Source organism: uncultured Rothia sp., from assembly GCF_916049665.1.
In the GTDB taxonomy this organism is placed as follows: domain Bacteria; phylum Actinomycetota; class Actinomycetes; order Actinomycetales; family Micrococcaceae; genus Rothia.
In genome coordinates this window covers 1-23,377 of the sequence record NZ_CAJZIE010000035.1, presented here as the reverse complement: position 1 = coordinate 23,377, position 23,377 = coordinate 1, and the positions used below count along the sequence as shown (strand labels likewise).

The following is a 23,377-nucleotide window of genomic DNA, read 5'->3' as shown; positions in this document are numbered from 1 at the left end:
ACAGAAGTCATGAAATGCCGAATAAATATTTGTCATAAAACTTTTGAAGATGTCACATAGAAAAGTGGTCACTTTTGCCGGACAGGGCGCTATCAAAGAGACACGTAGCTTGAGCTGGAGGAAGAAATCCCCTTGTGGAGCGGGTATACGGGGCTTTAGGGAGGATAGCAACGGTGGCTAAAAGAGTCGTAAGAAGCGTGGGCGCTGATAAAAGCTGCTTGAAAATAACCTAGTGAGGCACTTATTATCAACTTTATAGTTGCTTAGTCTAGCCTTGCCTAATCATTAGGGGGTTAGCTATGCATCTTCCGGAGGTTGCACGACCTTTGGAGAAGTACCACTACATATCATCGAGGATCAGCATGACTTCTTCACCCAAGCCTTCACGTAAGTTGCTCGCCATTGCTGGCGCACTTTCCGTTGTCGCAGGTTCTTTCGCTGCGGTTCCCGCTACCTTTGCGGCAAACGTCTCCGCTTCTGTCCCCGGAGGAAACTCCCAGACCTCTGCTGAGGAATGCCGCCACATCGCAGTGAGCGCTACCCAGTACCAGGGCCTGCCCGGCCAGTACCAGCTGGCATACTCGGCGGCAACCTCCTCCCTCTACACCTCCTTCTCTTCCGGCCGCCCGCCGGTACTGACCGGTGGTGTCGGCACCTGGAACGTTGGATCCACCCCGAGCCTCTCCACTGTCTACCAGTTCCCGACCACCGACTTCACCGCACGTGGCGCTACCGCACCGACCGGTAAGCAGATCGAATCTCCCTACGGTATTGCCTACGACGAAGCAACCGGATACGTATGGGTTACCCAGACCCGCGTCAACAAGGTATCTGTCTTCGACCCCGCGACCAATAAGATTATCTGGAGCAGCGCAGAAGGCGAGGTCAACCACCCGCGCGAGGTACGCATCGATCCCTCCAGCGGCAAGGTCTTTGTCTCTGGCTCCGGCGGCATTAGCGTCTTCGACACCACCCTGCACGCTCTGGTTAAGAAGATTGAATTCACCGATGCCAAGGGCGAATCGGACATCGCAATGAACATGCACGTGGACTCCGCCGACGGTAAGCTCTACGTGCCCTCGCTGAGCGCCGGCACCGTGAAGGTGATTGATACCAAGAGCTACGAGGTCGAGAAGACCATTCAGCTGCACAAGGACAATGCTGAAGCCGACCTGAACGCCTCTGACGTCACCATCGACAAGTCTCTGAAGGAAATCTACGTCAGCTCCCAGGGTGACCGTAAGGGCACTAACTCTGGTATCACCGTCTACGACCTGGAAACCGGTGCCTACAAGAAGACCATTCCTTTCGGTACCCAGGCTCTTGCCATCACCTCTGACGAAGCCCGCGACCTGCTGTACGTGACCGATTATGGTACCGGTAACGTCGGCGTTGTTGACGCACGTACCGGCACCGTTGTGTCTCAGGTGTCCACCGGCGCAACCAGCGGTGCGAATGATGTTCTGGTGACTGCAGACGGCAGCGCATACGCTGTAGCACGTAGCATCGAAGGCGCTTCCGCCATCGAAACGAACTACACCATCGATAAGACCACCGGCGAATACCGTACCTCTAGCACCGAGCCCAAGGGCAAGGACAACGCAGATTCCCCGATTACTCCCGGCGTCATGGTTAAGATCAGCACCACCGTTGAAACCACCGCAAAGCCGGCAGCACAGGCTGCTTCTGAAGAACTGGTGAAGACCTACGCTGACGGCGCTAAGCTCTACGCTGTGAAGGACTGGACCACCGGTGAAACCCTGAAGTTGCGCGGTGAAGGTTTCAAGACTCAGGACGGTTCGAAGGGCTCCGTGCTCGCTGTCAAGCTGAACAAGGGCCGTATCTCCGCGAAGGAAGAGCCGAAGTTCAACGGCGTTGAGGGCAACAGCGCAGGTGTTTGGGCGTACATCCAGGCAGATGAAAACGGTAACTTCACCGCTGAACTGCCGTACCCGACCACCGAGAACTCCAACCTGACGGAAAATCTGAAGAGCGGCGATAAAGTATCGGTCTTCCTGCTCTCCGGCTCCATTGTTGAAGGTGACACTCCTCGCGGTGGTGAAGCGCTCTCCGCAACTGTTGCAGAGAAGAAGGCAGACACCGCTGAGACCTGCGCACCGGCAGAAACCACCCAGGTCGCTGCTACTCCTTCTGGCGTGACTACCACTTACCCTGCCGGCACTAAGCTGAGCCTGCCGGATAGCGAACAGCCCACCCCGGCTCCGAGTGAGTCTGCTAAGCCTGAGCCGACTACCCCGGCTCCGAGCGAGTCTGCTAAGCCCGAACCCAGCACCCCGGCACCCTCCGAGAGTGCAGAGTCCAACGAAGTTGTACACGAGTACAAGGACGGCGCTAAGGTCTACTTCCCCAAGACCTGGGATGGCCAGAAGCTGACCTTCCGCGGTGAAGGCTTCAAGACTCTGGACGGTAAGGGCTCCGTTATCGCAGTCAAGCTGAATAAGGGCGCTATTTCTCCGAAGGAAGAGCCCAAGCTCGAAGGCGTTGAAGGCAATAGCGCAGGCATCTGGGCATACATCAAGGCGGACGAAAACGGTAACTTCACCGCAACCATCGACCGCCCCACCGTGGCAAACTCTAACCTGACTGAAGAGCTGAAGACCGGCGATAGCGTTGCTATCTACCTGCTCTCCGGTTCCCTGGCAGAGAACGATAACGTACGCGGTGGTGTGGCTGCAGAATACACCTTCAGCATCGACAACCAGGCACCTGCACCGAAGGCATCCGAATCGGCTAATGCACCTGTAACTAACCCCTCTGAGGCGCCTTCCGCACCGGCAGACTCCAAGGAACAGGTAAAGGAAAACGCTAAGGATCAGTCCAAGGCTCCCGCGGATTCTTTGAAGTCTGAGGCTCAGAAGAAGGACAGCACTGCACCGAAGACCTCCGGCTCTTCGTCGCAGAACGCAGCATCTTCCAACAACGGCTCCACCGCTTCGAGCTCCTCGAAGTCTTCGCTGGCTAACACCGGTGCTTCGGGCGTCGTCGTTGCTGCAGGAATCGGCGTTCTTGCCCTGGTCGTTGGCGCAACTGTGCTGGTAGCACGTCGCCGCAAGGCATAGCCCGTACCCCACGGCAGCTCACGATACTACCGCTTGGCGATAGCGAAAGAGGTAGAGCGGGCTCTGCTAGATATTCAAGAACCCGCTTGACTCTCTGAAACTGCCGATACGCGCGGAAAGGGGCGGTATCCATCGAACCGATGGGTACCGCCCCTTTCGTTTTGCCTATACGTCTGTATTCGAGCGGAAGGCCTAGACCAGGATCAGAAGTAGCAGCGGGGGAGAGCGGAAGAGAAGCGGAGGAAGGGTGAAGCGCACCCTTTACGCTCGCCCGCCCTTATTTGACGAGTTAACAGCCTGAAGAATGAAGTGCGGGATTCTAACACCTCAAATACGAAGAAAACCCGCACCGAAGTGCGGGTTTAGTGTCAAAGCGAGGTTCGGTCCCTAGACAAACGGATTAGCGAGGAAAAAGGGACCCAAGAAATCTGTCCGATAAGGACCGAACCTCTTATTTGACGCATGCGTCTCTTCTATTATGGTACATCTCGCTGATTTTCGCACCTTGAATCGCGATTTTTGCTAAAAAACTTGATTTTTGAAAAAACAACCCTTAATTTCTAAATTTTTAAGCAGATTTTTTCAGAACGCTGTTTTGAGGGGGTCAGAGGTGAAGAAATATTACAAAATCTATGGCTCTGGTCGACTCGATATAAGTCTTTTAGTTCTAGAAGATGCCGATAGCTCTAGATATATGTCTTTCATGCTAATTATGTTTAGATTGTAAAGCTTTTATGGGGTAAATTTGCCCCGCTCAGAGCTGGAGGGGAAAACAGCTCAGGATGCCAATATAGGACCTCTTGAGGATGAAAGACGCAGTGCATTGACTGCGCTAGAAAAGCCTCAAAAATGGTGGGCAAAGCGTAAGATGTACAGCAGAAAGCTCCGGATGCTAAGCCCGCAAAATATAAGGTGAGCTAGCCTCCAAACTACACAACTCTGGAGATACTTATGGTTCCCCCTGTCGCAGGAGAAGAGCAGAAGAACGTGCCGGATGCTAAGCGTTTTTCCGTGGATCGTTCCGCGGGACTTGCTGGCCAATATCAAGTGGCATACAACCCTGAAGAGAACGTTCTTTTTGTAAGTGGAAGCTATAACCACACAAAGACCCACGGCACTCTCTGCGCCACAATTGCTCGCATAAACGCGGATACCCTGCAGATTGAGCAGACGGCTACTCTGCCCGTTATCCCGGAAAATAACCCCGAACTAGCACACCTCTTCCAGGTTCAAGCTGCCTATGGGCTAGCCGCAGACAATGAACGGGGGCTTCTCTGGACCGGAGGAACCCGCACAAACTCGGTTACCGCATACTCCCAAAAGGACATATCGCTCGTATGGGATTCTCTCGCTCTAGGAGTAGAGATGCTGACTCCGCGTGAGCTGTACGTCGCACCCAGCGGTGCCGTGCTCGTTACCGGCATGGGCGGTTACCAAGTGATTTCTGCGCCCAACGCAGAAGGGGGGCGTAAGGTCGGTGCCCTTCAAGGGGAAGGTCCCACCATGCTGCTAGGACCCGTAGCGGATGAATCCCGTAGCCTCCTGTACATCCCGAATATTATGCGAGATGAAATCTGGGTTGTGGATATGAATACCTGGGAGCTTACACGCAAGCTACCCGTGATTGGTGGGGAAGACGCCAATATTCCAGTCGGTGTACACGGTGTGGAGACTGACTCGTCGCGTGGTGAACTATATGTCTCTGCACAAGGGCGCGAGGGTAAGAATGGCGGTCTGTATGTTCTGAGCTTTGAGGGTGAGCACCTCGCTTATCTTCCGTTCGGCAAAATGCCCACCGATATCTTGCTCGATGCAGAACGTCACCTGCTCTATGTTGCTGATTTCGGGGGCAAGGGGGAGGCGGCAGTTGCTGGTGGCGGAACTATTACTGTCATCAATACGCTCAATCGAGCCATTATTGACACCGTGCAGGTGGCCCCCACCCGCATTAATCACCAGGTTCTGCTGAAGGACGGGAGTGTCATTGTTATCGATAAAGCAGGAGACTACCCAGCAGTTGAGGTTCCCTACGTGCTGGATGCTAACTCTGGCGAATACTACGAGGCAGCAGAAGAGACTCGACCGGGAGAACCTCCTCGCCCTATCGTTCGTGACGGTATCGCGAAAGTATATATGCCCTAGCTGATGAGTGAAGAGCGACTGAGAGCAGCTGATATATCAACGTAGTGCGTGCCGCGCTCTAGCCGCGCTCTAGCACTGTGCGTATGTCTGAGAGGTGGGGAGTAGGACCGGGGTGGTCTCTTGCCAGTACTGCGGCAAGTCTGTCGTGGAGGGACATTAAAGCGTAGTAAAATATTAATATCTATCTTCTTTGTTTGACACATTGTTTGATAGATTTCTCGAGGCCCCTTCAGTTTCTTATGCGTCAGGAACTACACGAAGGGGCCTCCTGCTTTAAGTGTCAAATAAGGGGCCTTCTCAATCGATGGTGATGTGGGGTATGGGGTTTTTGCTCTCTAAGCCCGGCTATCCCCAGAGATAGGGTGGAGGAGACTGAAATCATAGTCGGCAAACTCTTGCGCTACATACCTGCTTCCTGTACAGTGTTAAGACTGTGTGGCTGTATCCAAATAGCCGCACAACCACGGGCTTCTCGTGCCAGTGCATAATGCCGCTATTTACGGGTGGGATACGCCCGCTTCACGCGGGTCCAAATGCTTCTGGCATGGGTTTGCCCCAGGCGTTTCCGCTAACCCCTTCCATAGAGTTGGGGCCCGGGGCGTCAACCAATCCCGTAAAAATGTTCCGCAAGGCTGGCTCGCGCCTAAAGCGAGTCGGAACCGGCGAGACGACAGGAGAAATATGATTCAGCAGGAGTCGCGACTGAAGGTCGCCGACAACACTGGTGCGAAGGAAATCCTGACCATCCGTGTTCTCGGTGGTTCCTCGCGTCGCTACGCAGGCATTGGCGACATCATTGTCGCAACCGTCAAGGATGCAATCCCCGGCGGTACCGTAAAGAAGGGTGACGTTGTCAAGGCAGTCGTCGTCCGCACCAAGAAGGAAACCCGTCGTCCCGACGGCTCCTACATCAAGTTCGACGAGAACTCCGCAGTGATCCTGAAGAACACTGATGGTGATCCCCGTGGTACCCGTATCTTCGGCCCCGTGGGTCGTGAGCTTCGCGACAAGAAGTTCATGAAGATCGTTTCGCTGGCTCCGGAGGTGCTCTAATTCATGGCTAAGATCAAGTCCGGCGACCTGGTTCAGGTTATTTCCGGTGCAGATAAGGGCAAGCAGGGCAAGGTTCTGAAGGTTCTCCCCAAGGAAAACCGCGTGATTGTTGAGGGCGTCAAGGTCGTCACCAAGCACACCAAGGCTAACCCCCTGACCGGCGCAGCAGGCGGCATTCAGAAGGTTGAGGCACCGATCCACGTTTCTAACGTTGCGATTGTTGACCCCGAGACCAAGAAGCCGACCCGTGTTGGTTTCCGCCTCGAGACTGTAGAGCGTGACGGCAAGGAGCGCACCGTTCGCGTGCGCGTTGCTAAGCGTTCGGGTAAGGACATCTAATGACCGAAACCAAGATCACCCCCCGCTTCAAGACCAAGTACGCTGAGGTCGTCGTTCCCGCTCTGCAGGAAGAGTTCAAGTACGAGAACGTCATGCAGACCCCGAAGATCGTTAAGGTCGTCGTAAACATGGGTGTTGGCGAGGCAGCTCGCGACGCAAAGCTCATGGACGGCGCAATCCGCGATCTCACCGCAATCACCGGTCAGAAGCCGATTGTTACCCGCGCTAAGAAGTCCATCGCACAGTTCAAGCTGCGCGAAGGTATGCCCATCGGCGCACACGTCACCCTGCGTGGCGACCGCATGTGGGAATTCCTGGACCGCCTCGTCACCCTGGCACTGCCCCGAATCCGCGACTTCCGCGGCCTCTCGGACCGCCAGTTCGACGGTAATGGTAACTACACCTTCGGTCTGACCGAGCAGTCCATGTTCCACGAAATCGATCAGGACTCGATCGACCGCGTGCGTGGTATGGACATCACCGTGGTGACCTCCGCGAAGACCGACGAAGAAGGCCGTGCAATCCTGAAGGCACTGGGCTTCCCGTTCAAGACCAACTAACGACTACGTTGTAGGTCCAGACCCCGTTACCGCGGGGTAGGGAAACCACAACGAGGAAGGGCTAAAGCCCACAATGACTATGACTGATCCGGTCGCAGATATGCTGACCCGTTTGCGTAACGCAAACTCCGCATACCACGACACCGTATCCATGCCCTACTCCAAGCTGAAGGCTCGCATTGCTGAGATCCTGAAGGCTGAGGGCTACATCGCCGACGTGAAGGTTGAGGATGCAAAGGTCGGCAAGACCCTGACCCTCGTCCTCAAGTACGGTCCGTCCCGCGAGCGTTCCATCGCTGGCGTGCGTCGTATTTCCAAGCCGGGCCTGCGTACCTACGCAAAGTCCACCAACCTGCCCCAGGTTCTGGGTGGCCTCGGCATCGCAATCCTGTCCACCTCTTCGGGTCTGCTCACTGACAAGCAGGCTGCGAAGAAGGGCGTGGGCGGCGAAGTCATCGCTTACATCTGGTAGTCGGTTAGAAGAGAAAGGAAGAGAATAATGTCACGTATTGGACGTCTCCCCATCTCGGTTCCCGCCGGCGTTGAGGTTAAGGTCGATGGCAACCTGGTTACCGTTAAGGGCCCGAAGGGCGAGCTCTCCCACAAGGTAGCTTCCCCCATCACCGTGGCTCTGAACGAAAACGAGATCGTTGTATCTCGTCCGAACGACGAGCGCCTGTCTCGCTCGCTGCACGGTCTGACTCGTACCCTGATTCAGAACCTGATTATCGGCGTTACCTCCGGCTACGAAAAGAAGCTGGAAATCGTTGGTACCGGTTACCGTGTGACCCCGAAGGGTAACGACCTGGAGTTCGCTCTGGGCTACTCCCACCCGATCAACATCACCGCTCCCGAGGGTATTACCTTCGCAGTGGAGGGTGCTAACAAGCTGACCGTGTCGGGTATCGACAAGCAGCTCGTTGGTCAGGTTGCAGCAAACATTCGTGGTCTGCGTAAGCCCGATCCCTACAAGGGTAAGGGTGTTCGCTACGCAGGTGAGCACATCCGCCGCAAGGTCGGAAAGGCTGGTAAGTAAACATGGCTATCAAGTCGAAGGCAGCGCAGCGTGCACGTCGTCACGCTCGCATCCGCAAGTACGTTTCGGGTACCGCTGCGCGTCCGCGCCTGTGCGTCACCCGTTCGACCCGTCACATGTTCGTTCAGGTTATCGACGATGTCAAGGGCGTAACCCTGGCATCCGCTTCCACCATGGAAGCAGAGCTGCGTGCAGCTGACCTGGACAAGACCGCTAAGGCAAAGCGCGTTGGTGAGCTCGTAGCAGAGCGCGCCAAGGCAGCTGGTGTTGAGGCAGTCGTGTTCGACCGCGGTGGTAACAAGTACCACGGCCGTGTTGCAGCCGTTGCTGACGGTGCACGCGAGGGAGGTCTTGCACTCTAATGAGCGAGCAGAACGTAAAGGAAACTCAGGTGAGCGAAGCAGTAGTAGCTGAAACCGCTGAGACCTCCAACCAGCGCGAGGAGCGCCGCAACAACCGCGGCGAGCGTCGTGGCCGTGGTGAGCGCCGTAACAACCGCGCTCGCGAGGAGGAGAAGGACAAGTACATCGAGCGCGTTGTGACCATCAACCGCGTTTCCAAGGTCGTCAAGGGTGGTCGTCGCTTCAGCTTCACCGCACTGGTCGTCGTTGGTGACGGTAACGGCCTGGTCGGCGTTGGCTACGGTAAGGCTAAGGAAGTTCCCGCAGCAATCTCCAAGGGTGTCGAGGAAGCAAAGAAGAACTTCTTCCGCGTTCCCCGCATCGAAGGCCGCACCATCCCGCACCGTGTGCAGGGTGAGGCAGCTGCAGGCGTTGTGATGCTCCGCCCGGCAACCGCTGGTACCGGTGTTATCGCAGGTGGCCCCGTGCGTGCAGTACTCGAGTGCGCAGGCATTCACGACGTGCTGTCCAAGTCGCTCGGTTCCTCCAACCAGATCAACATCGTTCACGCAACTGTTGCAGCACTCAAGGAGCTCGAGGAGCCCCTGGCAGTGGCAGCCCGCCGTGGCCTGCCCACCGATGAGGTTATCCCCAGCTACCTGCGCAACACCAAGTCTGAAAAGGCAGGTGCGTAGTAATGGCCAAGCGTATTCAGCCCAGCGACGCAAAGCTGGAAATCACCCAGGTCAAGTCCTATGTTGGTCAGAAGCAGAACATGCGCGACACCCTGCGTTCCCTGGGCCTCAAGCGCCCCGGCAACAAGGTAGTCCGCACTGCTGACCCCGTCACCGTTGGCATGGTTAACACCGTTGCTCACCTGGTGAAGGTTGAGGAGGTCAAGTAAAGATGGCAGAAGCTATCAAGATTCACGATCTGCGCCCGGCACCGGGTGCCCACAAGGCAAAGACCCGCGTTGGCCGCGGTGAAGGCTCCAAGGGTAAGACCGCAGGTCGCGGTACCAAGGGTACCAAGGCACGTTACCAGGTTCGTGCAGGCTTCGAAGGCGGCCAGCTGCCGCTGCACATGCGCCTGCCGAAGCTGCGCGGCTTCAAGAACCCCTTCCGCACCGAGTACCAGGTTGTTAACCTGGACCGCATCCAGGAACTGTTCCCCAACGGTGGCGACGTCACCGTCGAGGCACTGGTTGCTAAGGGTGCCGTTCGCAAGAACGAGCTCGTGAAGGTTCTGGGCAACGGCGAAATCTCCGTCAAGGTGAACGTTGTTGTCGACAAGGCATCGGCTTCCGCTATTGAGAAGATCGAGGCCGCTGGCGGTTCTGTAACCGTTAAGTAGTCTTCAAGACGAGAAAGCCCCCGTCCGTACACTGTACGGCGGGGGCTTTTTGCTGCTCGGAAAGACTCACAACGGGGTATATTCCTGTATTCGTATATTTGAACGCTTGGTGTGCGCCACATTTGGCGTTCAAAAATCACGCTAAGAGAATATAAAAGCTACATAATCTGCTAGGGAGTTATCGTTACCCGCTCCAAACACGATAGACTGGAAGATGTGTTTACTGCGCCCTAAAATTCTTTGAGAGGGATGGGCGCCCCATAGACTTACAGGAGGACATGTGCTGAGCGCATTCGGGCGAGTCGTCAAGACCGCCGATTTGCGGCGTAAGCTGCTGTTTACCCTGGCAATGATTGTGCTGTACCGCGTGGGCACTTTCATCCCCGCGCCAGGCGTTTCCTACGGAAATGTACAGCAGTGTCTGAACGCCAATGTTACAAGCGGTGGCGTCTACGATATCGTCAACCTCTTCAGTGGTGGCGCACTGCTGCAGCTTTCGATCTTTGCCCTCGGCGTGATGCCGTACATTACCGCGTCCATTATCATCCAGCTGCTACGCGTGGTCATCCCGCGATTCCAGGAGCTGCACGATGAGGGCGCGCAGGGTCAGGCAAAGCTCACCCAGTACACCCGCTACCTGACCATTGCCCTCGCTCTGCTGAATGCAACCACCATCGTCTCGATGGCACGCTCTGGCGTTCTGCTGGGTAACTGCCCGGGCATCATCCCCCAGGACGACGTACTGCACATCCTGCTGATTATCGTCACCCTGTGTGCAGGTACCACCGTCATCATGTGGATGGGTGAGCAGATTACCGAGCGTGGCGTCGGCAACGGTATGTCCCTGCTGATCTTCACCTCCATCGCTTCCTCCTTCCCGAGCGCTCTGGGCTCCATCCAGCGCACCCACGGTTGGGGTATCTTCGCGGCTGTCTGCGGTATTGGCCTGCTGGTCATGCTTGCCGTGGTCTACGTGGAACAGTCCGTTCGCCGTATCCCCGTGCAGTATGCAAAGCGCATGATTGGTCGACGCACCATTGGCGGCACCAGCACCTACATCCCGCTGAAGGTCAACATGGCCGGCGTGATCCCGCTGATCTTCGCCTCCTCCCTGCTGACCCTGCCCGGCCTGATTGCCCAGTTCAACACCCCCACCGACGGCTCCACCCCGCCGGACTGGGTCAACTGGATTAACGCATACCTGGTGCGCGGCGATCACCCGCTGTACATTGCTCTCTACTTCTTCATGATTATTGGCTTCGCGTACTTCTACGTGGCGGTCACCTTCGACCCGGTAGAAGTAGCGGACAATATGAAGAAGTACGGTGGCTTCATTCCCGGCATCCGTGCGGGTAAGCCCACCGCGCGTTACCTCAGCTACGTACTCAACCGAATTACGTTGCCTGGCGCACTTTACCTGGGTGTAATTTCCATGATTCCCCTGGTAGCGCTTATCCTATTCAACGCAAACCAGAATTTCCCGTTCGGCGGCGCCTCGCTGCTGATCGTGGTGGGTGTTGGTCTTGATACTCTCAAGCAGATCAACGCTCAGCTCCAACAACGAAACTACGAAGGACTGCTCCGATGAACCGTCTGCTCATCGTCGGCCCTCCCGGTGCAGGTAAGGGCACCCAGGCCGTCAAGATCGCTGAAGCGCTGAAGATTCCCGCGATTTCCACCGGTGATATCTTCCGTAAGAACATCAAGGAAGAGACCGAGCTGGGCAAGGAAGCGAAGTCGTACATCGACTCCGGCAACCTGGTTCCCGACTCTGTCACCAACAACATGGTGCGCGCACGCCTGGAGGAAAGCGACGTCGTCAACGGCTTCCTGCTCGATGGCTACCCCCGCAACACCTCCCAGGTGCACGAGCTGGACTCCATCCTCGAAGCCAAGGGCGAGAAGATTGACCGAGTTCTCCTGCTGGTTGCAGACAACGACGAACTCGTCGAGCGTCTGCTCAACCGCGCAGCAGAGCAGGGTCGTACCGATGACAACGAAGAGGTCATCCGTCACCGCCTGAAGGTTTACGAAGAAGAGACCGCACCGCTGATCGCAATCTACCGCGAACGTGGCATCGTCAAGGAAGTTAACGGCCTCGGCGAGATTGCTGAAGTCACCGAGCGCATCCTCGACGCTCTGAAGTAATCTTTTGCTGTACCCCCGCAATTTGAGGTGCATGATGCATCACAAAGACTTGCGGGGGTACAGTGCTGTCTGTAGAGTTCTAAGCTTGGGCGCACCGCCCCATACACCTAAGGAGCCAGAATGGCACGAGTCGAAATTAAAACCAATGCACAGCTTCAGCAGATGGCTCGTGCAGGCGTCATCACCAGCCGCGCGCTCGATGCGGCAGTGGCGGCAGCTCGCCCCGGCGTAACCACCGCAGAGGTGAACGCCGCTTTTGAACGCACCATGCTGGAACTGGGTGGCACCTCCAACTTCTACGGCTACTACGACTACCCGGCAACCGTATGCACCTCCGTCAACCACGAGGTCGTTCACGGCATCCCCGGCGACTACGTGCTCAAGGACGGCGACATCCTCTCTATCGACGGCGGCGCGTACGTTATCGACCCCGCAACCAACCGCCAGTGGCACGGCGACTCGGCACGTACTGTGCTGGTCGGTGACAATGTGAGCGAAGCACGCGCAGAGCTCTCTGCCGTGACCCGCGAGGCGATGTGGCACGGTATCGCGGCTCTCGCGACCGCAAAGAAGGTCGGTGAAATCGGTCTGGCTATCGAAGCATACGTGACCGAAGAATACGGCGATAAGTACGGCATCATTGAAGACTATGTGGGCCATGGCATCGGCTCACAGATGCACATGGCTCCGGATGTGCTGAACTACGCTGTGCGTGACATGGGCCCGAAGATTAAGCCCGGTATGGCTTTCGCTATCGAACCGATGCTTGTTACCGGATCTATCGAAACCAAGGTCCTCTCTGATGACTGGACCGTTGTGACCGTTGATGGCTCCGACGCATGCCAGTGGGAACATTCGGTTGCCGTGCACAGCGAAGGTATCTGGGTCCTGACTGCAGAAGATGGTGGTGCGAGCGAACTGGCTCGCTTTGGCGTAATCCCCGTGCCTATCCCCGCCTAATCCCACCCCGAGGCGTAGGGGAGGGACATCCGCCTCCACCGAAGAAACCGGTGAAACCGGTTCGATGCGCGATGACGCATCCGAAAGCATCCACATCACAAGGAAGAAGCTCCATGAGCGAAACTCTCAACAGCGGCGAAGCAACCGCACCCGCTGCGACCAAGGTGGCGGTTGAAATCTCGAACGTTCGCCCCGCACCCGGTCAGATTGCCTTGAAGGCGCCGCGCCGCGCGAAGCCGCCCAAGCATATCGCTGACTTCGACATGGCTGGCCGCCGCGAATTTCTGAAGGAACTGGGCTACCAGTCGTTCCGTGCATCCCAGCTGTCTAAGCACTATTTTGAGCGTCTGGTCACCGATCCCGCCGAAATGACTGACCTGCCGGCTAAGGACCGCGAGCAGATGGTCGCACAGGCTATGCCGCAGCTTCTGACCCCGGTCCGCACTCTTGAAGCTGATGGCGGCGACACCCTGAAGGTTGTGCACCGCCTCTTTGACGGTGCGCTCATCGAGTCCGTCATCATGCGCTACGACAACCGCGTGACCATGTGTATCTCTTCGCAGGCTGGTTGCGGCATGAACTGCCCCTTCTGTGCGACCGGTCAGCAGGGTTTGACCCGTAACCTGTCCACTGCGGAAATTGTGGAGCAGGTCGTTGCCGGTGCCCGATACCTGAAGCAGATGAAGGGCTTGGAAGAAGCAGAAGGTGGTTCTGAGGATACTCGTCCGCTGCGTGTTTCCAATATTGTCTTCATGGGTATGGGTGAGGCGCTTGCTAACTACAAGGCAACCATGGGTGCTGTGCACCGCCTAATTGACCCTTCGCCCGAGGGCCTCGGCATTTCTGCTCGTGGTCTGACCATGTCGACCGTGGGTCTGGTACCGGGTATTCGTAAGTTTGAGATGGAGAAGCTGCCCATTACTTTGGCGCTGTCTCTGCATGCTCCGGATGATGAGCTGCGTGATGAGCTGATCCCGATTAACCAGCGCTGGAAGGTTGATGAGACCCTGGACGCTGCGTACGACTACTACCGTACGACCGGCCGCCGCGTTTCCATTGAGTACGCGCTGATTCGTGACATTAACGATCAGGGTTGGCGCGCGGATCTGCTGGGTAAGAAGCTGGCGCAGCGCGGCCGCGGTTGGGTGCATGTGAACCCGATTCCGCTGAACCCGACTCCGGGTTCGAAGTGGACGGCGTCCCGTAAGGGCGTTGAGCAGAACTTTGTGGAGCGTCTGCGTGCCCACGGTATTCCGACGACTATTCGTGATACTCGTGGTTCTGATATTGACGGTGCATGCGGTCAGCTTGCCGCTAAGGAAGACTAGGCAACTGAGCTTTGACCGATAAACGGTGCCCCTTTCCCACGCGAGGAAGTCCTTAATGCTTTCTCAAAAGTGGGGGAGGGGCTTCTTCCTTTTAAACCTTAAGTGCCTGATGTCATAAATATCACGGTTGTTTTTCCCTGCTCTTTGCCGTAGAGTTAACAGTTGGTTGTTTGTGCCAGTGTTAAGTGCGCCTTAAAACGCCTTAGCACCTCACCGCGGTGAGCTCACAAACAGAAGATACATTTGCCCGCCGCACCTGCGACGGGCACCGACGTTAGCGGAGGATATGGCTAAGAAAGACGGCGTCATCGAGATTGAAGGCTCTGTGGTTGAAGCTCTGCCCAACGCGATGTTCCGTGTTGAGCTGGATAACGGCCACAAGGTTCTCGCACACATCTCGGGCAAGATGCGTCAGCACTACATTCGCATCCTGCCTGAGGACCGAGTAGTAGTGGAACTGAGCCCCTACGACCTTTCCCGAGGTCGTATCGTCTACCGTTACAAGTAAACCCGAGATAAACGTCGCCCCTGGCGGCGTTTAAATCGTGTGCAAAGGGATAACGCAGTTCCCCAACGTAAGTGAGGGAACCTCTTATCTCGCCAGTAATCAAGTTGCAATCAAAAGGAATGCGATGAAGGTCAAGCCGAGCGTTAAGCCGATCTGCGATAAGTGCAAGGTGATCCGCCGTCACGGTGTGGTCATGGTGATCTGCGAAAACCCGCGCCACAAGCAGCGCCAGGGCTAATCCCTAGCAGCTGACTTCATAGTCGCCCCGTAAGAGGGCGGAATTGTCATAGGCACCGCTCCGAAGCAACGCCCACGAGGCGACTTCGGATACCTCCGGACTCAGAGGCCGGGGACCGGGTCAGAACAACCCGGGCAGTGATGCTATAGACCTCTGGAAAACAACAAGGAGAAGCCAGTATGGCACGTCTCGCTGGAGTTGATATTCCCCGCGAAAAGCGCGTGGAAGTTGCTCTCACTTACATCTACGGCGTGGGCAAGACCCGTGCACACGAAACCCTCGCTGCTACCGGCGTCAACCCTGACACCCGCGTCAAGGACCTGACCGACCAGGAGCTCGTGGCACTTCGTGACTTCATCGAAGGCAACTACAAGGTTGAAGGTGATCTTCGCCGCGAGGTTGCAGCTGACATCCGCCGTAAGGTTGAAATCGGTTCCTACCAGGGCCTGCGCCACCGCCGCGGCCTGCCGGTTCACGGTCAGCGCACCAAGACCAACGCACGTACCCGTAAGGGCCCGAAGCGTACCGTCGCAGGTAAGAAGAAGTAAGACACGTTGCTCTGTTGGGTATCTCTATCCGACCAACGTATAAGTAAACCTTTGTAGGAGAATCAAAAATGCCTCCCAAGACTCGCGCTGCGGCAGCTCGTAAGACCAACCGCCGCAAGGTTAGCAAGAACATCGTTGCTGGTCAGGCTCACATCAAGTCGACCTTCAACAACACCATCGTCTCCATCACCGATCCCACCGGTGCAGTGATCTCCTGGTCCTCCGCTGGCGACATGGGCTTCAAGGGCTCCCGTAAGTCCACCCCCTACGCCGCACAGCTGGCTGCTGAGGCTGCTGCAAACCGCGCCAAGGAGCACGGCGTCCGCAAGGTTGACGTGTTCGTCAAGGGCCCCGGTTCCGGTCGCGAAACCGCAATCCGCTCCCTGCAGGCTGCAGGCCTCGAGGTCGGTTCGATCCAGGACGTTACCCCCGTTGCTCACAACGGTTGCCGTCCCCCGAAGCGCCGCCGCGTCTAATTAGGTCTCTGACCTAATCCCTCGACGGGTACACTCCACGGAGCTGTACCCGGAGAGTACAGACACCCGTCTGCTTCCTAAGATATGTTTTCCCCAACCTGTGGGCTCATATAGCGGAGCTCACCGAAAGGAAACAAAGTGCTTATTGCACAGCGCCCCACTCTGACTGAAGAGGTCGTAGCGCCCAACCGCTCGCGCTTCACCATCGAGCCTCTGGAGCCCGGTTTCGGCTACACCATGGGTAACTCCCTCCGCCGTACTCTGCTGTCCTCTATCCCCGGCGCCGCTGTTACCAGCGTCCGCATTGATGGTGTACTGCACGAGTTCAGCACCGTTCCCGGCGTGACCGAGGACGTCACTGAGATCATCTTGAACATCAAGAAGCTCTCCATCTCTTCTGAGAACGACGAGCCCGTCGTGGCCTACCTGCGCAAGCAGGGCGAAGGTGAACTGACCGCAGGCGACATCGAGGTTCCCGCTGGCGTGGAGATCCACAACCCGGAACTGCACCTGGCAACCCTGAACGCCTCGGCAAACTTCAACGCTGAGCTGGTTATCGAGCGCGGTCGCGGCTACGTGACTGCAGCTCAGAACAAGGTCGGCGATGGCGAGATTGGCCGTATCCCGGTTGACTCCATCTACTCCCCGGTTCTGAAGGTTACCTTCAGCGTGAACGCGACCCGTGTTGAGCAGCGCACCGACTTCGACAGCCTGACCCTGGACGTCGAAACCAAGGAAGCCATCGCACCGCGTGACGCCGTTGCTTCTGCAGGTAGCACCCTGGTCGAGCTCTTCGGCCTGGCACGTGAGCTGAACATTGCAGCTGAGGGTATCGAAGTTGGTCCGTCGCCCGCCGACGAGTCCATGGCCGCTGATCTGGCACTGCCGATCGAGGACCTGAACATGTCCGTCCGCTCCTACAACTGCCTCAAGCGCGAGGGCATCCACACCGTGGGTGAGCTCGTGACCCGCAGTGAAGCTGACCTGATGGACATCCGTAACTTCGGTGCTAAGTCCATTGACGAGGTCAAGGCAAAGCTCATCGAGCTCGGCCTGGCTCTGAAGGACTCCCCTCCCGGTTTCGAGCCTGCTGCACGCCCGCTTGATGACGAAGACGGTTCCGGCGAATAATTTCGACCGAATAGTTCACCCGGTTTCACCGGGATCAGTCAAACTTGATTCCCTAAGAGGCTCCGCTGCTGGGGCGTTAGGGAACGCAACTATGGAGATTTAACTATGCCTACTCCCACTAAGGGTCCCCGCCTCGGCGGTTCCCCGACCCACGAGCGCCACATGCTCAACAACCTGTCGGCGCAGCTGTTCCAGCACAAGCGCATCACCACCACCCTGACCAAGGCAAAGCGCCTGCGTCCGGTGGCAGAGCGCTTCATCACCTTCGGTAAGAAGGGCGACCTGGCTGCTCGCCGTCGCGTGCTGCGTTCCATCACCGACAAGTCCGTCGTGCACGAGCTCTTCACCGTTATTGCTCCGGCAATGGCAGAGCGCCCCGGTGGTTACACCCGCATCATCAAGATCGGTAACCGTAAGGGCGACAACGCTCCCATGGCAGTCATCGAGCTCGTCATGGAGCCCGTTGCAACCAAGGGTGCAGTTGCTGAGGCAACCAAGGTTGCTGAGAAGGCAGCTGAGGCTCCCAAGGCTGAAGCAGCTGAGGGCCTGCCCGCAGGTTCCCACGCACCCCTGGAGTCCGGCGAGGCTCCCGAGGGCTTCGAGGTTAAGGGTAACGCCGATTCCATGAAGTACCACGTGCCCGGTTCCCGCTGGTACTCCAGCACCAAGGCTGAGATCTGGTTCGACTCCGCTGAGTCGGCAGAGGCTGCAGGTTACGCCCCCGCAGGTGGCGCAGCAGCACAGAAGGTTTCCGAGTAATACGGAATCTAGCTGATATAGGCTAAGCCTAAAATACGTCAATCCGCCGTCCACTATTGTGGGCGGCGGATTGGTGTATCTGCATACTTAAGAGGATACGGTTCTTTGCGCATTCGCTATCCAAGAGCCGGTCTGTAGTCTTCAATCGTCCTTTACCGCTGAAAGGCACACCAATGCATAACGCTACTTCTTTAGAGAATTACGAAGAGCAGCCCATCACCGCTACGCACCGCGTGCGAATTGATTGTGCTTACGACGGTTCTCTTTTCAGCGGGTGGGCAGCCCAGCCGAACCTGGTCACGGTGCAGGGAGTTATCGAGAACGCCCTCGAGCTGATTCTGCGGGCGCCTCACCGTGTGGTGGTTGCAGGTCGAACGGATGCGGGAGTCCACGCAGAAGCCCAGACCCTGCATTGCGATCTGAATGATGAGGACTGGACTCGCCTGCAGGGACGAACCGGGCAGGACGACCCGACGGCTGCCCTGGGGCGCCGCCTCACCGGTGCTCTTCAGCGATGCCTTTACGATGCGGAAGAACAACTCAACCTGCCGAAGAACGTTCGCGGTATTTTGCAGGGCGCTATTCAGATTCATCGCGTGAGCGAAGTGCCGTTCGATTTTGATGCGCGCTTCTCAGCTACCGGCCGCCGCTATGTTTACCGCATTGCGGATGGTGCAGCGGACGGTCTTAACCCCCTGCACCGTACCTACACCTGGGCGGTACCCGAGCACCTGGATTGTGCTGATCTGAACGAATCTGCACAGCAGCTACTCGGCCTGCGAGATTTTCTCTCCTTCTGCAAACCCCGTGAGGGCGCGACCACGATTCGAGAACTGCGAGAACTCAGCTTTACCCGCACTGAAAGCGGGCTTATTGAGGTGCGCGTGGTGGCTGACGCCTTCTGCCATCACATGGTGCGTTCACTCGTCGGCGCGCTGGTGCTCTACGGTACGGGTAAGCGAGACGCCGCCTGGCTGCGTGAACGGATCGAGAACCCGGGACGCGAGGCTTCGCTGACTCTGGCGCCTTCGCATGCGCTCGCCCTGGCTGAGATTTACTACCCTGCGCCGGAGCTCTACGGTGTGCAGGCGGAGCGTGCTCGAGCAAAGCGCGAGGACCACGAAGCACAGAGCGCTTAACGCCCTGTGCATATTGAGCCTCGTCACCTTGCTCATGTTCCACGAAGCACCGCGGGGGAGTGCAACGACCGCGAGTGAATTACACGGATGGAATTTAAAATGTGTTTAAGGCAAAAAAGCCCTATTTTTAAGGCTTCAGCGGTGGATTAAGCACTCGACGTCCTGTATAGTCTTGATATGTTGTGCGTGTTCTACCCGAGCGCGCTCTAAATCGCTGTCTAGTTGCAGGACGTTAAGGCGGTCTAGAGTACGGGCAGAACGGGCGGCAGCTCGGTCCTCACCCGGGTGTTCGTCATGCACGTAAGTAAAAGGCGCGATACCCAACTAAGCGCCGTATGTACATTTCGAGACAAAGGCCAATATTTTGCGCACTTATACTCCCAAGCCCGGCGAAGTCGAGCGCCAGTGGCACGTCATTGACGCCACCGACGTTGTTCTCGGCCGCCTCGCAAGCCAGACCGCTATCCTGCTGCGCGGTAAGCACAAGCCGACTTTTGCTCCCCACGTTGACACCGGTGACTTCGTTATCATCGTGAACGCTGAGAAGGTCGCCCTGACCGGTGCAAAGCTCGAGCAGAAGCGTGCATACCGCCACTCGGGTTACCCCGGCGGTCTGAAGTCCGTGAACTACGCAGAGCTGCTTGAGACCAACCCCGTTCGCGCGGTTGAGAAGGCTGTTAAGGGCATGCTGCCCAAGAACAAGCTTGCTGCACAGCAGCTCAAGAAGCTGAAGGTCTACGCTGGCCCCGAGCACCCGCACGCGGCACAGCAGCCCAAGACCTACGAATTCAACCAGGTCGCCCAGTAATTCGGGCCTACGAAGAAACAATAGGAGAAATCGTGGCTCAGAACGAAGAGCAGATCGTAGTCGAGGAAGAGCTGACCAGCTACACCTCGGAGTCCGCTGCCCCCGCAGCGGCTAAGGCAGCACGTCCGGCACTGACCGTTGCAGGCGCAGCAGTTGGTCGCCGCAAGGAAGCAGTGGCACGCGTTCGCGTTGTGCCCGGTTCCGGCAACTGGACCATCAACGGCCGTAGCCTGGAAGACTACTTCCCCAACAAGCTGCACCAGCAGGACGTCAACCAGCCCTTCAAGCTCCTGGAGCTCGAGGGTGCATACGACGTCATCGCACGCATCAACGGCGGTGGCCCCTCCGGTCAGGCAGGTGCTCTGCGCCTGGGTATCGCTCGTGCACTGAACGAGATTGACCGCGAGAACAACCGCCCCGCACTGAAGAAGGCTGGCTACCTGACCCGTGACGCACGCGTCATCGAGCGTAAGAAGGCTGGTCTTAAGAAGGCACGCAAGGCTTCGCAGTTCTCCAAGCGTTAATCGCTGGTTTTTACGAAGCGTTACGCCCCGCTTCTCCTTCGGGAGAATCGGGGCGTTTTGCGTATCTATCCACCGTGAGCGTTACAAGGTTATAGGTGCATATAACTGTTACGTTTGTTCATCGAAGAGCACACCGGTAGAGTTAAAGAGTCAAAGCAGACAGGAAGAAAAGAGTACTCATGGCAGAGCAGAATCCCTCCACCCAGCCCGAAGAGAAGGCAGTGGAGGCTCCTCAGGCTGAAGCCCACCAGCACGCCGCTGAAGGCGCACACGCACACACCGGTTCTGAGAAGAAACAAGCCATCAAGGAAGCCCTGAAGCCCCAGGCGCGCCGTACCTCCGTTGTCGAGGACTACTCGGCAGAGCTGGACGAAATGGCTTCCCTCACCCGCGCCCTCGGCAAGGACAAGAAGGACGACGAAACCTCGCAGGCATGGAAGAAGGGTTACCCCTACGACACCAAGCTCAGCCGTAAGGCATACGAGAAGGAAAAGCGTGCCCTGCAGATTGAGCTGCTGAAGCTGCAGCTCTGGGCTAAGTCCACCGGTCAGAAGATCCTCATCATCTTCGAAGGCCGTGACGCAGCAGGTAAGGGTGGCTCCATCAAGCGCTTCACCGAGCACCTGAACCCCCGTGGCGCTCGCGTTGTGGCACTGGAGAAGCCGACCGATATCGAGCAGACTCAGTGGTACTTCCAGCGTTACATCAAGCACCTGCCCTCCGGCGGCGAAATCGTTCTGATGGACCGCTCCTGGTACAACCGTGCCGGCGTTGAGCGCGTTATGGGCTACTGCACCCAGGCACAGTACTTCGAGTTCATGCGCGAAGTTCCGGACCTGGAGCGCATGCTGGTGAACTCCGGTATCCACATCATCAAGTTCTGGTTCTCCGTCACCCGCGAAGAGCAGCTTGCACGCTTCACCTCCCGCCGTACCGACCCGGTTCGCCAGTGGAAGCTTTCCCCCACCGACCTGGCATCCCTGGACAAGTGGGACGACTACACCGCGGCGAAGGAAGCAATGTTCTTCTACACCCACACCGGTGATGCCCCCTGGACCGTTATCAAGTCCAACGACAAGAAGCGCGCACGTCTGGAAGCAATGCGTTACGTGCTCTCCCAGTTCGACTACCCCTCCAAGGATGAGGCAGTCGTGGGCGAGCTCGACTCGCTGATCGTCCGCTCTGCATCGCACGTTTTCGAGGATGAGTCCGGTGACTCTCCCGACGGCTTCCCGGTCGTCAAGTAAGCGTTGATAGATAGGGGAGAGCAATAACTCAACCCTGCGGCGATAGAACCGCCAAACAGCTTGCACTATGAAGGTGCCTGCCTCTCTTTTCCCTCTCTGGGAACTGAGAGCAGGCACCTTTGCGTGTCTATAGAAACATTAGCTATGAAGCAGATATATAGCCGCTGAAAATCACTTTCTGATTATGAAGAATTTACGGTGTATGCGCCTAAGCAGAGTTACGCACAACGTAAAATAAAAGGGTGACTGAACGACTTTTTGGAACCGACGGCGTACGCGGTCTGGCAAACGATGTAATTACTCCCGCTCTGGCTATGGAGCTCGCACAGGCGGCTTCTATTGTGCTGGGCTTTGACACGGTAGAAGAGGGCATACGCCCCCGTGCCGTGATTGCAAATGACTCCCGATCCTCTGCAGACTTTATTGTTTCTGCGATGAAGGCTGGCTTCGCTAGCGCAGGTGTTGACGTGCTGGACGCCGGCATTGTCCCCACCCCCGCAGCAGCTTACCTGGTGGCACACACCGGTGCTGACTTCGGCGTGATGATTTCTGCATCGCACAACCCGGCAGCGGACAACGGTATTAAGTTCCTGGCCCGAGGCGGCCAGAAGCTGGAAGACTCCGTTGAGGACGCCATTGAGCGCGTTTACCGTGAGAAGTCCTTCCGCTACCCGACCGGTGGTGCTGTGGGTACCGTCAAGCCCCTGGAGAACGGTACCGAGGCTTACGTGAAGCACCTGGTCTCCACCCTGCCTGAAGGCAAGCCCCTCGCAGGCAAGAAGATTGTTCTGGACTGCGCAAACGGTGCGGCATACGCAGCATCTCCCGCAGCTTTCGAAGCGTTGGGTGCAGAGGTTGTCGCACTGGCTGTAGAGCCCAACGGCACCAACATCAACGACGGCGTGGGGTCCACCCACCCCGAGAAGCTGCAGGCAGCAGTCGTTGAGCACGGCGCGGACCTCGGCATCGCCCACGACGGCGACTCGGACCGTTGCCAGGCAGTTGACGAAAAGGGCAATCTGGTAGACGGTGACCAGATTATGGCTATCCTGGCTGTTGCCGCTAAGCGCGAAGGCAAGCTCGCAAAGGACACCCTCGTCGCAACCGTAATGAGCAGCCTGGGCCTGGAGCTGTACCTGCGCGAGCACGGCATTACCCTCGGCCGCACCGCTGTGGGCGACCGCTACGTCCTCGAGTCCATGCGCGAGCACGGCTACAACCTCGGCGGCGAGCAGTCCGGCCACGTTATCATGAGCGACTACGCAACCACCGGTGACGGCGTTCTGACCGGCATCCAGCTGGCTGCAGAGGTGGCACGTAGCGGTCAGAACCTCTCGGAGCTGGCATCCCGCATGCAGCCCACCCCGCAGCGTCTGATCAACGTCAAGGGTGTTGACCGTGCGGCGGTCAAGACCAACGAGGCGCTCGCTACCGCTGTGAGCGAGGCTGAAGGAGTACTGGGTGAGAGCGGCCGTGTGTTGCTGCGTGCATCCGGCACTGAGCCTCTGGTCCGCGTGATGGTTGAGGCTGCAACCCAGGAGCAGGCTGACGAGGTTGCTCAGCAGCTGGCAGACGTTGTGGCTAAGGAATTGGCACTCTAAACGTATTCTTCCGGTGTGAAGACCGCAGTGGAGGATAGAGAAGGGCTGGGAAGGTGTT

The 23,377-nt window shown here is 57.3% G+C and carries 26 protein-coding genes; all 26 read left to right on the top strand.

The features are described from left to right. Positions 1–362: 362 nt before the first annotated feature. The 26 genes from QZ540_RS04790 to glmM all read left to right on the top strand — a co-directional run bounded on the left by QZ540_RS04790 (position 363) and on the right by glmM (position 23,319). Positions 363–3,080, top strand: coding sequence for an LPXTG cell wall anchor domain-containing protein (locus QZ540_RS04790; protein WP_294628113.1), 2,718 nt, complete (start codon positions 363–365; stop codon positions 3,078–3,080). A 951-nt stretch (positions 3,081–4,031) separates the two neighbouring features. Then, on the top strand, positions 4,032–5,222 hold the full coding sequence (locus QZ540_RS04785; RefSeq protein ID WP_294628111.1) for a YncE family protein: 1,191 nt from the start codon (positions 4,032–4,034) through the stop codon (positions 5,220–5,222). Positions 5,223–5,903: 681 nt separating this feature from the next. Continuing rightward, on the top strand, positions 5,904–6,275 hold the full coding sequence (gene rplN / locus QZ540_RS04780) for a 50S ribosomal protein L14 (RefSeq protein ID WP_005504986.1): 372 nt from the start codon (positions 5,904–5,906) through the stop codon (positions 6,273–6,275). A 3-nt stretch (positions 6,276–6,278) separates the two neighbouring features. After that, positions 6,279–6,614: a 50S ribosomal protein L24 gene (gene rplX, locus QZ540_RS04775; protein WP_005504988.1), complete on the top strand. Its 336-nt coding sequence runs from the start codon at positions 6,279–6,281 to the stop codon at positions 6,612–6,614. Next, entirely contained in the window at positions 6,614–7,174 is a 561-nt protein-coding gene (gene rplE / locus QZ540_RS04770) for a 50S ribosomal protein L5 (RefSeq protein ID WP_005505001.1), read from the top strand. Before rplX ends, rplE begins: the two co-directional genes overlap by 1 nt. A 73-nt stretch (positions 7,175–7,247) precedes the next feature. Further along, a complete protein-coding gene (gene rpsH, locus QZ540_RS04765; protein ID WP_005505003.1) occupies positions 7,248–7,646 on the top strand; it encodes a 30S ribosomal protein S8 in 399 nt (132 codons plus the stop codon). Positions 7,647–7,673: 27 nt separating this feature from the next. Next, positions 7,674–8,210 (top strand): 50S ribosomal protein L6, encoded by a 537-nt coding sequence (rplF, locus tag QZ540_RS04760; RefSeq protein ID WP_005505004.1) that lies wholly within the window; start codon positions 7,674–7,676, stop codon positions 8,208–8,210. Between the two features lie 2 nt (positions 8,211–8,212). Beyond that, positions 8,213–8,572, top strand: coding sequence for a 50S ribosomal protein L18 (gene rplR, locus QZ540_RS04755; RefSeq protein WP_005505006.1), 360 nt, complete (start codon positions 8,213–8,215; stop codon positions 8,570–8,572). A gap of 29 nt (positions 8,573–8,601) precedes the next feature. Further along, entirely contained in the window at positions 8,602–9,246 is a 645-nt protein-coding gene (gene rpsE, locus QZ540_RS04750; RefSeq protein WP_171840195.1) for a 30S ribosomal protein S5, read from the top strand. Positions 9,247–9,248: 2 nt separating this feature from the next. Then, positions 9,249–9,455 carry a 50S ribosomal protein L30 gene (gene rpmD / locus QZ540_RS04745; protein ID WP_004005265.1) on the top strand — a complete coding sequence of 69 codons (207 nt, stop codon included), beginning with the start codon at positions 9,249–9,251 and terminating at the stop codon, positions 9,453–9,455. Positions 9,456–9,457: 2 nt separating this feature from the next. Continuing rightward, the gene (rplO, locus tag QZ540_RS04740) at positions 9,458–9,904 is read left to right on the top strand and encodes a 50S ribosomal protein L15 (protein WP_005505008.1); all 447 of its coding nucleotides are present in this window, start codon (positions 9,458–9,460) and stop codon (positions 9,902–9,904) included. A gap of 280 nt (positions 9,905–10,184) precedes the next feature. Continuing rightward, complete coding sequence (gene secY / locus QZ540_RS04735; RefSeq protein WP_012903060.1) at positions 10,185–11,492, top strand: preprotein translocase subunit SecY; 1,308 nt, start codon at positions 10,185–10,187, stop codon at positions 11,490–11,492. Further along, positions 11,489–12,052 (top strand): adenylate kinase, encoded by a 564-nt coding sequence (locus QZ540_RS04730; RefSeq protein WP_005505015.1) that lies wholly within the window; start codon positions 11,489–11,491, stop codon positions 12,050–12,052. The genes secY and QZ540_RS04730 overlap by 4 nt, the downstream gene beginning before the upstream one ends. A gap of 120 nt (positions 12,053–12,172) precedes the next feature. Further along, positions 12,173–13,012: a type I methionyl aminopeptidase gene (gene map, locus QZ540_RS04725; protein WP_294628109.1), complete on the top strand. Its 840-nt coding sequence runs from the start codon at positions 12,173–12,175 to the stop codon at positions 13,010–13,012. 113 nt (positions 13,013–13,125) lie between these two features. After that, positions 13,126–14,340 carry a 23S rRNA (adenine(2503)-C(2))-methyltransferase RlmN gene (rlmN, locus tag QZ540_RS04720; RefSeq protein ID WP_294628107.1) on the top strand — a complete coding sequence of 405 codons (1,215 nt, stop codon included), beginning with the start codon at positions 13,126–13,128 and terminating at the stop codon, positions 14,338–14,340. 286 nt (positions 14,341–14,626) lie between these two features. After that, a complete protein-coding gene (gene infA, locus QZ540_RS04715; RefSeq protein WP_005505018.1) occupies positions 14,627–14,848 on the top strand; it encodes a translation initiation factor IF-1 in 222 nt (73 codons plus the stop codon). 124 nt (positions 14,849–14,972) lie between these two features. Further along, positions 14,973–15,086: a 50S ribosomal protein L36 gene (rpmJ, locus tag QZ540_RS04710; protein ID WP_004005257.1), complete on the top strand. Its 114-nt coding sequence runs from the start codon at positions 14,973–14,975 to the stop codon at positions 15,084–15,086. A gap of 179 nt (positions 15,087–15,265) precedes the next feature. Further along, positions 15,266–15,634 carry a 30S ribosomal protein S13 gene (rpsM, locus tag QZ540_RS04705; RefSeq protein ID WP_005505026.1) on the top strand — a complete coding sequence of 123 codons (369 nt, stop codon included), beginning with the start codon at positions 15,266–15,268 and terminating at the stop codon, positions 15,632–15,634. 68 nt (positions 15,635–15,702) lie between these two features. Then, positions 15,703–16,110 carry a 30S ribosomal protein S11 gene (gene rpsK, locus QZ540_RS04700; protein ID WP_005505028.1) on the top strand — a complete coding sequence of 136 codons (408 nt, stop codon included), beginning with the start codon at positions 15,703–15,705 and terminating at the stop codon, positions 16,108–16,110. A gap of 138 nt (positions 16,111–16,248) precedes the next feature. Next, positions 16,249–17,241, top strand: a complete 993-nt coding sequence (locus QZ540_RS04695; protein ID WP_005505031.1) for a DNA-directed RNA polymerase subunit alpha — start codon at positions 16,249–16,251, stop codon at positions 17,239–17,241. Between the two features lie 105 nt (positions 17,242–17,346). After that, a complete protein-coding gene (gene rplQ / locus QZ540_RS04690; RefSeq protein WP_005505032.1) occupies positions 17,347–18,000 on the top strand; it encodes a 50S ribosomal protein L17 in 654 nt (217 codons plus the stop codon). Positions 18,001–18,173: 173 nt separating this feature from the next. After that, positions 18,174–19,139, top strand: coding sequence for a tRNA pseudouridine(38-40) synthase TruA (truA, locus tag QZ540_RS04685; RefSeq protein ID WP_294628105.1), 966 nt, complete (start codon positions 18,174–18,176; stop codon positions 19,137–19,139). Positions 19,140–19,503: 364 nt separating this feature from the next. Next, a complete protein-coding gene (rplM, locus tag QZ540_RS04680; protein ID WP_005505035.1) occupies positions 19,504–19,947 on the top strand; it encodes a 50S ribosomal protein L13 in 444 nt (147 codons plus the stop codon). A gap of 32 nt (positions 19,948–19,979) precedes the next feature. Further along, on the top strand, positions 19,980–20,471 hold the full coding sequence (gene rpsI / locus QZ540_RS04675) for a 30S ribosomal protein S9 (RefSeq protein WP_005505036.1): 492 nt from the start codon (positions 19,980–19,982) through the stop codon (positions 20,469–20,471). A 179-nt stretch (positions 20,472–20,650) separates the two neighbouring features. After that, the gene (ppk2, locus tag QZ540_RS04670; RefSeq protein WP_070541458.1) at positions 20,651–21,718 is read left to right on the top strand and encodes a polyphosphate kinase 2; all 1,068 of its coding nucleotides are present in this window, start codon (positions 20,651–20,653) and stop codon (positions 21,716–21,718) included. 242 nt (positions 21,719–21,960) lie between these two features. Beyond that, entirely contained in the window at positions 21,961–23,319 is a 1,359-nt protein-coding gene (gene glmM, locus QZ540_RS04665; protein ID WP_294628102.1) for a phosphoglucosamine mutase, read from the top strand. Positions 23,320–23,377 lie beyond the last annotated feature (58 nt).

Coding starts and splice junctions, on each gene's coding strand:
- QZ540_RS04790 (WP_294628113.1), top strand. CDS start 363: ATGACTTCTTCACCCAAGCCTTCACGTAAGTTGCTCGCCATTGCTGGC.
- QZ540_RS04785 (WP_294628111.1), top strand. CDS start 4,032: ATGGTTCCCCCTGTCGCAGGAGAAGAGCAGAAGAACGTGCCGGATGCT.
- rplN (WP_005504986.1), top strand. CDS start 5,904: ATGATTCAGCAGGAGTCGCGACTGAAGGTCGCCGACAACACTGGTGCG.
- rplX (WP_005504988.1), top strand. CDS start 6,279: ATGGCTAAGATCAAGTCCGGCGACCTGGTTCAGGTTATTTCCGGTGCA.
- rplE (WP_005505001.1), top strand. CDS start 6,614: ATGACCGAAACCAAGATCACCCCCCGCTTCAAGACCAAGTACGCTGAG.
- rpsH (WP_005505003.1), top strand. CDS start 7,248: ATGACTATGACTGATCCGGTCGCAGATATGCTGACCCGTTTGCGTAAC.
- rplF (WP_005505004.1), top strand. CDS start 7,674: ATGTCACGTATTGGACGTCTCCCCATCTCGGTTCCCGCCGGCGTTGAG.
- rplR (WP_005505006.1), top strand. CDS start 8,213: ATGGCTATCAAGTCGAAGGCAGCGCAGCGTGCACGTCGTCACGCTCGC.
- rpmD (WP_004005265.1), top strand. CDS start 9,249: ATGGCCAAGCGTATTCAGCCCAGCGACGCAAAGCTGGAAATCACCCAG.
- rplO (WP_005505008.1), top strand. CDS start 9,458: ATGGCAGAAGCTATCAAGATTCACGATCTGCGCCCGGCACCGGGTGCC.
- QZ540_RS04730 (WP_005505015.1), top strand. CDS start 11,489: ATGAACCGTCTGCTCATCGTCGGCCCTCCCGGTGCAGGTAAGGGCACC.
- map (WP_294628109.1), top strand. CDS start 12,173: ATGGCACGAGTCGAAATTAAAACCAATGCACAGCTTCAGCAGATGGCT.
- rlmN (WP_294628107.1), top strand. CDS start 13,126: ATGAGCGAAACTCTCAACAGCGGCGAAGCAACCGCACCCGCTGCGACC.
- infA (WP_005505018.1), top strand. CDS start 14,627: ATGGCTAAGAAAGACGGCGTCATCGAGATTGAAGGCTCTGTGGTTGAA.
- rpmJ (WP_004005257.1), top strand. CDS start 14,973: ATGAAGGTCAAGCCGAGCGTTAAGCCGATCTGCGATAAGTGCAAGGTG.
- rpsM (WP_005505026.1), top strand. CDS start 15,266: ATGGCACGTCTCGCTGGAGTTGATATTCCCCGCGAAAAGCGCGTGGAA.
- rpsK (WP_005505028.1), top strand. CDS start 15,703: ATGCCTCCCAAGACTCGCGCTGCGGCAGCTCGTAAGACCAACCGCCGC.
- rplQ (WP_005505032.1), top strand. CDS start 17,347: ATGCCTACTCCCACTAAGGGTCCCCGCCTCGGCGGTTCCCCGACCCAC.
- truA (WP_294628105.1), top strand. CDS start 18,174: ATGCATAACGCTACTTCTTTAGAGAATTACGAAGAGCAGCCCATCACC.
- ppk2 (WP_070541458.1), top strand. CDS start 20,651: ATGGCAGAGCAGAATCCCTCCACCCAGCCCGAAGAGAAGGCAGTGGAG.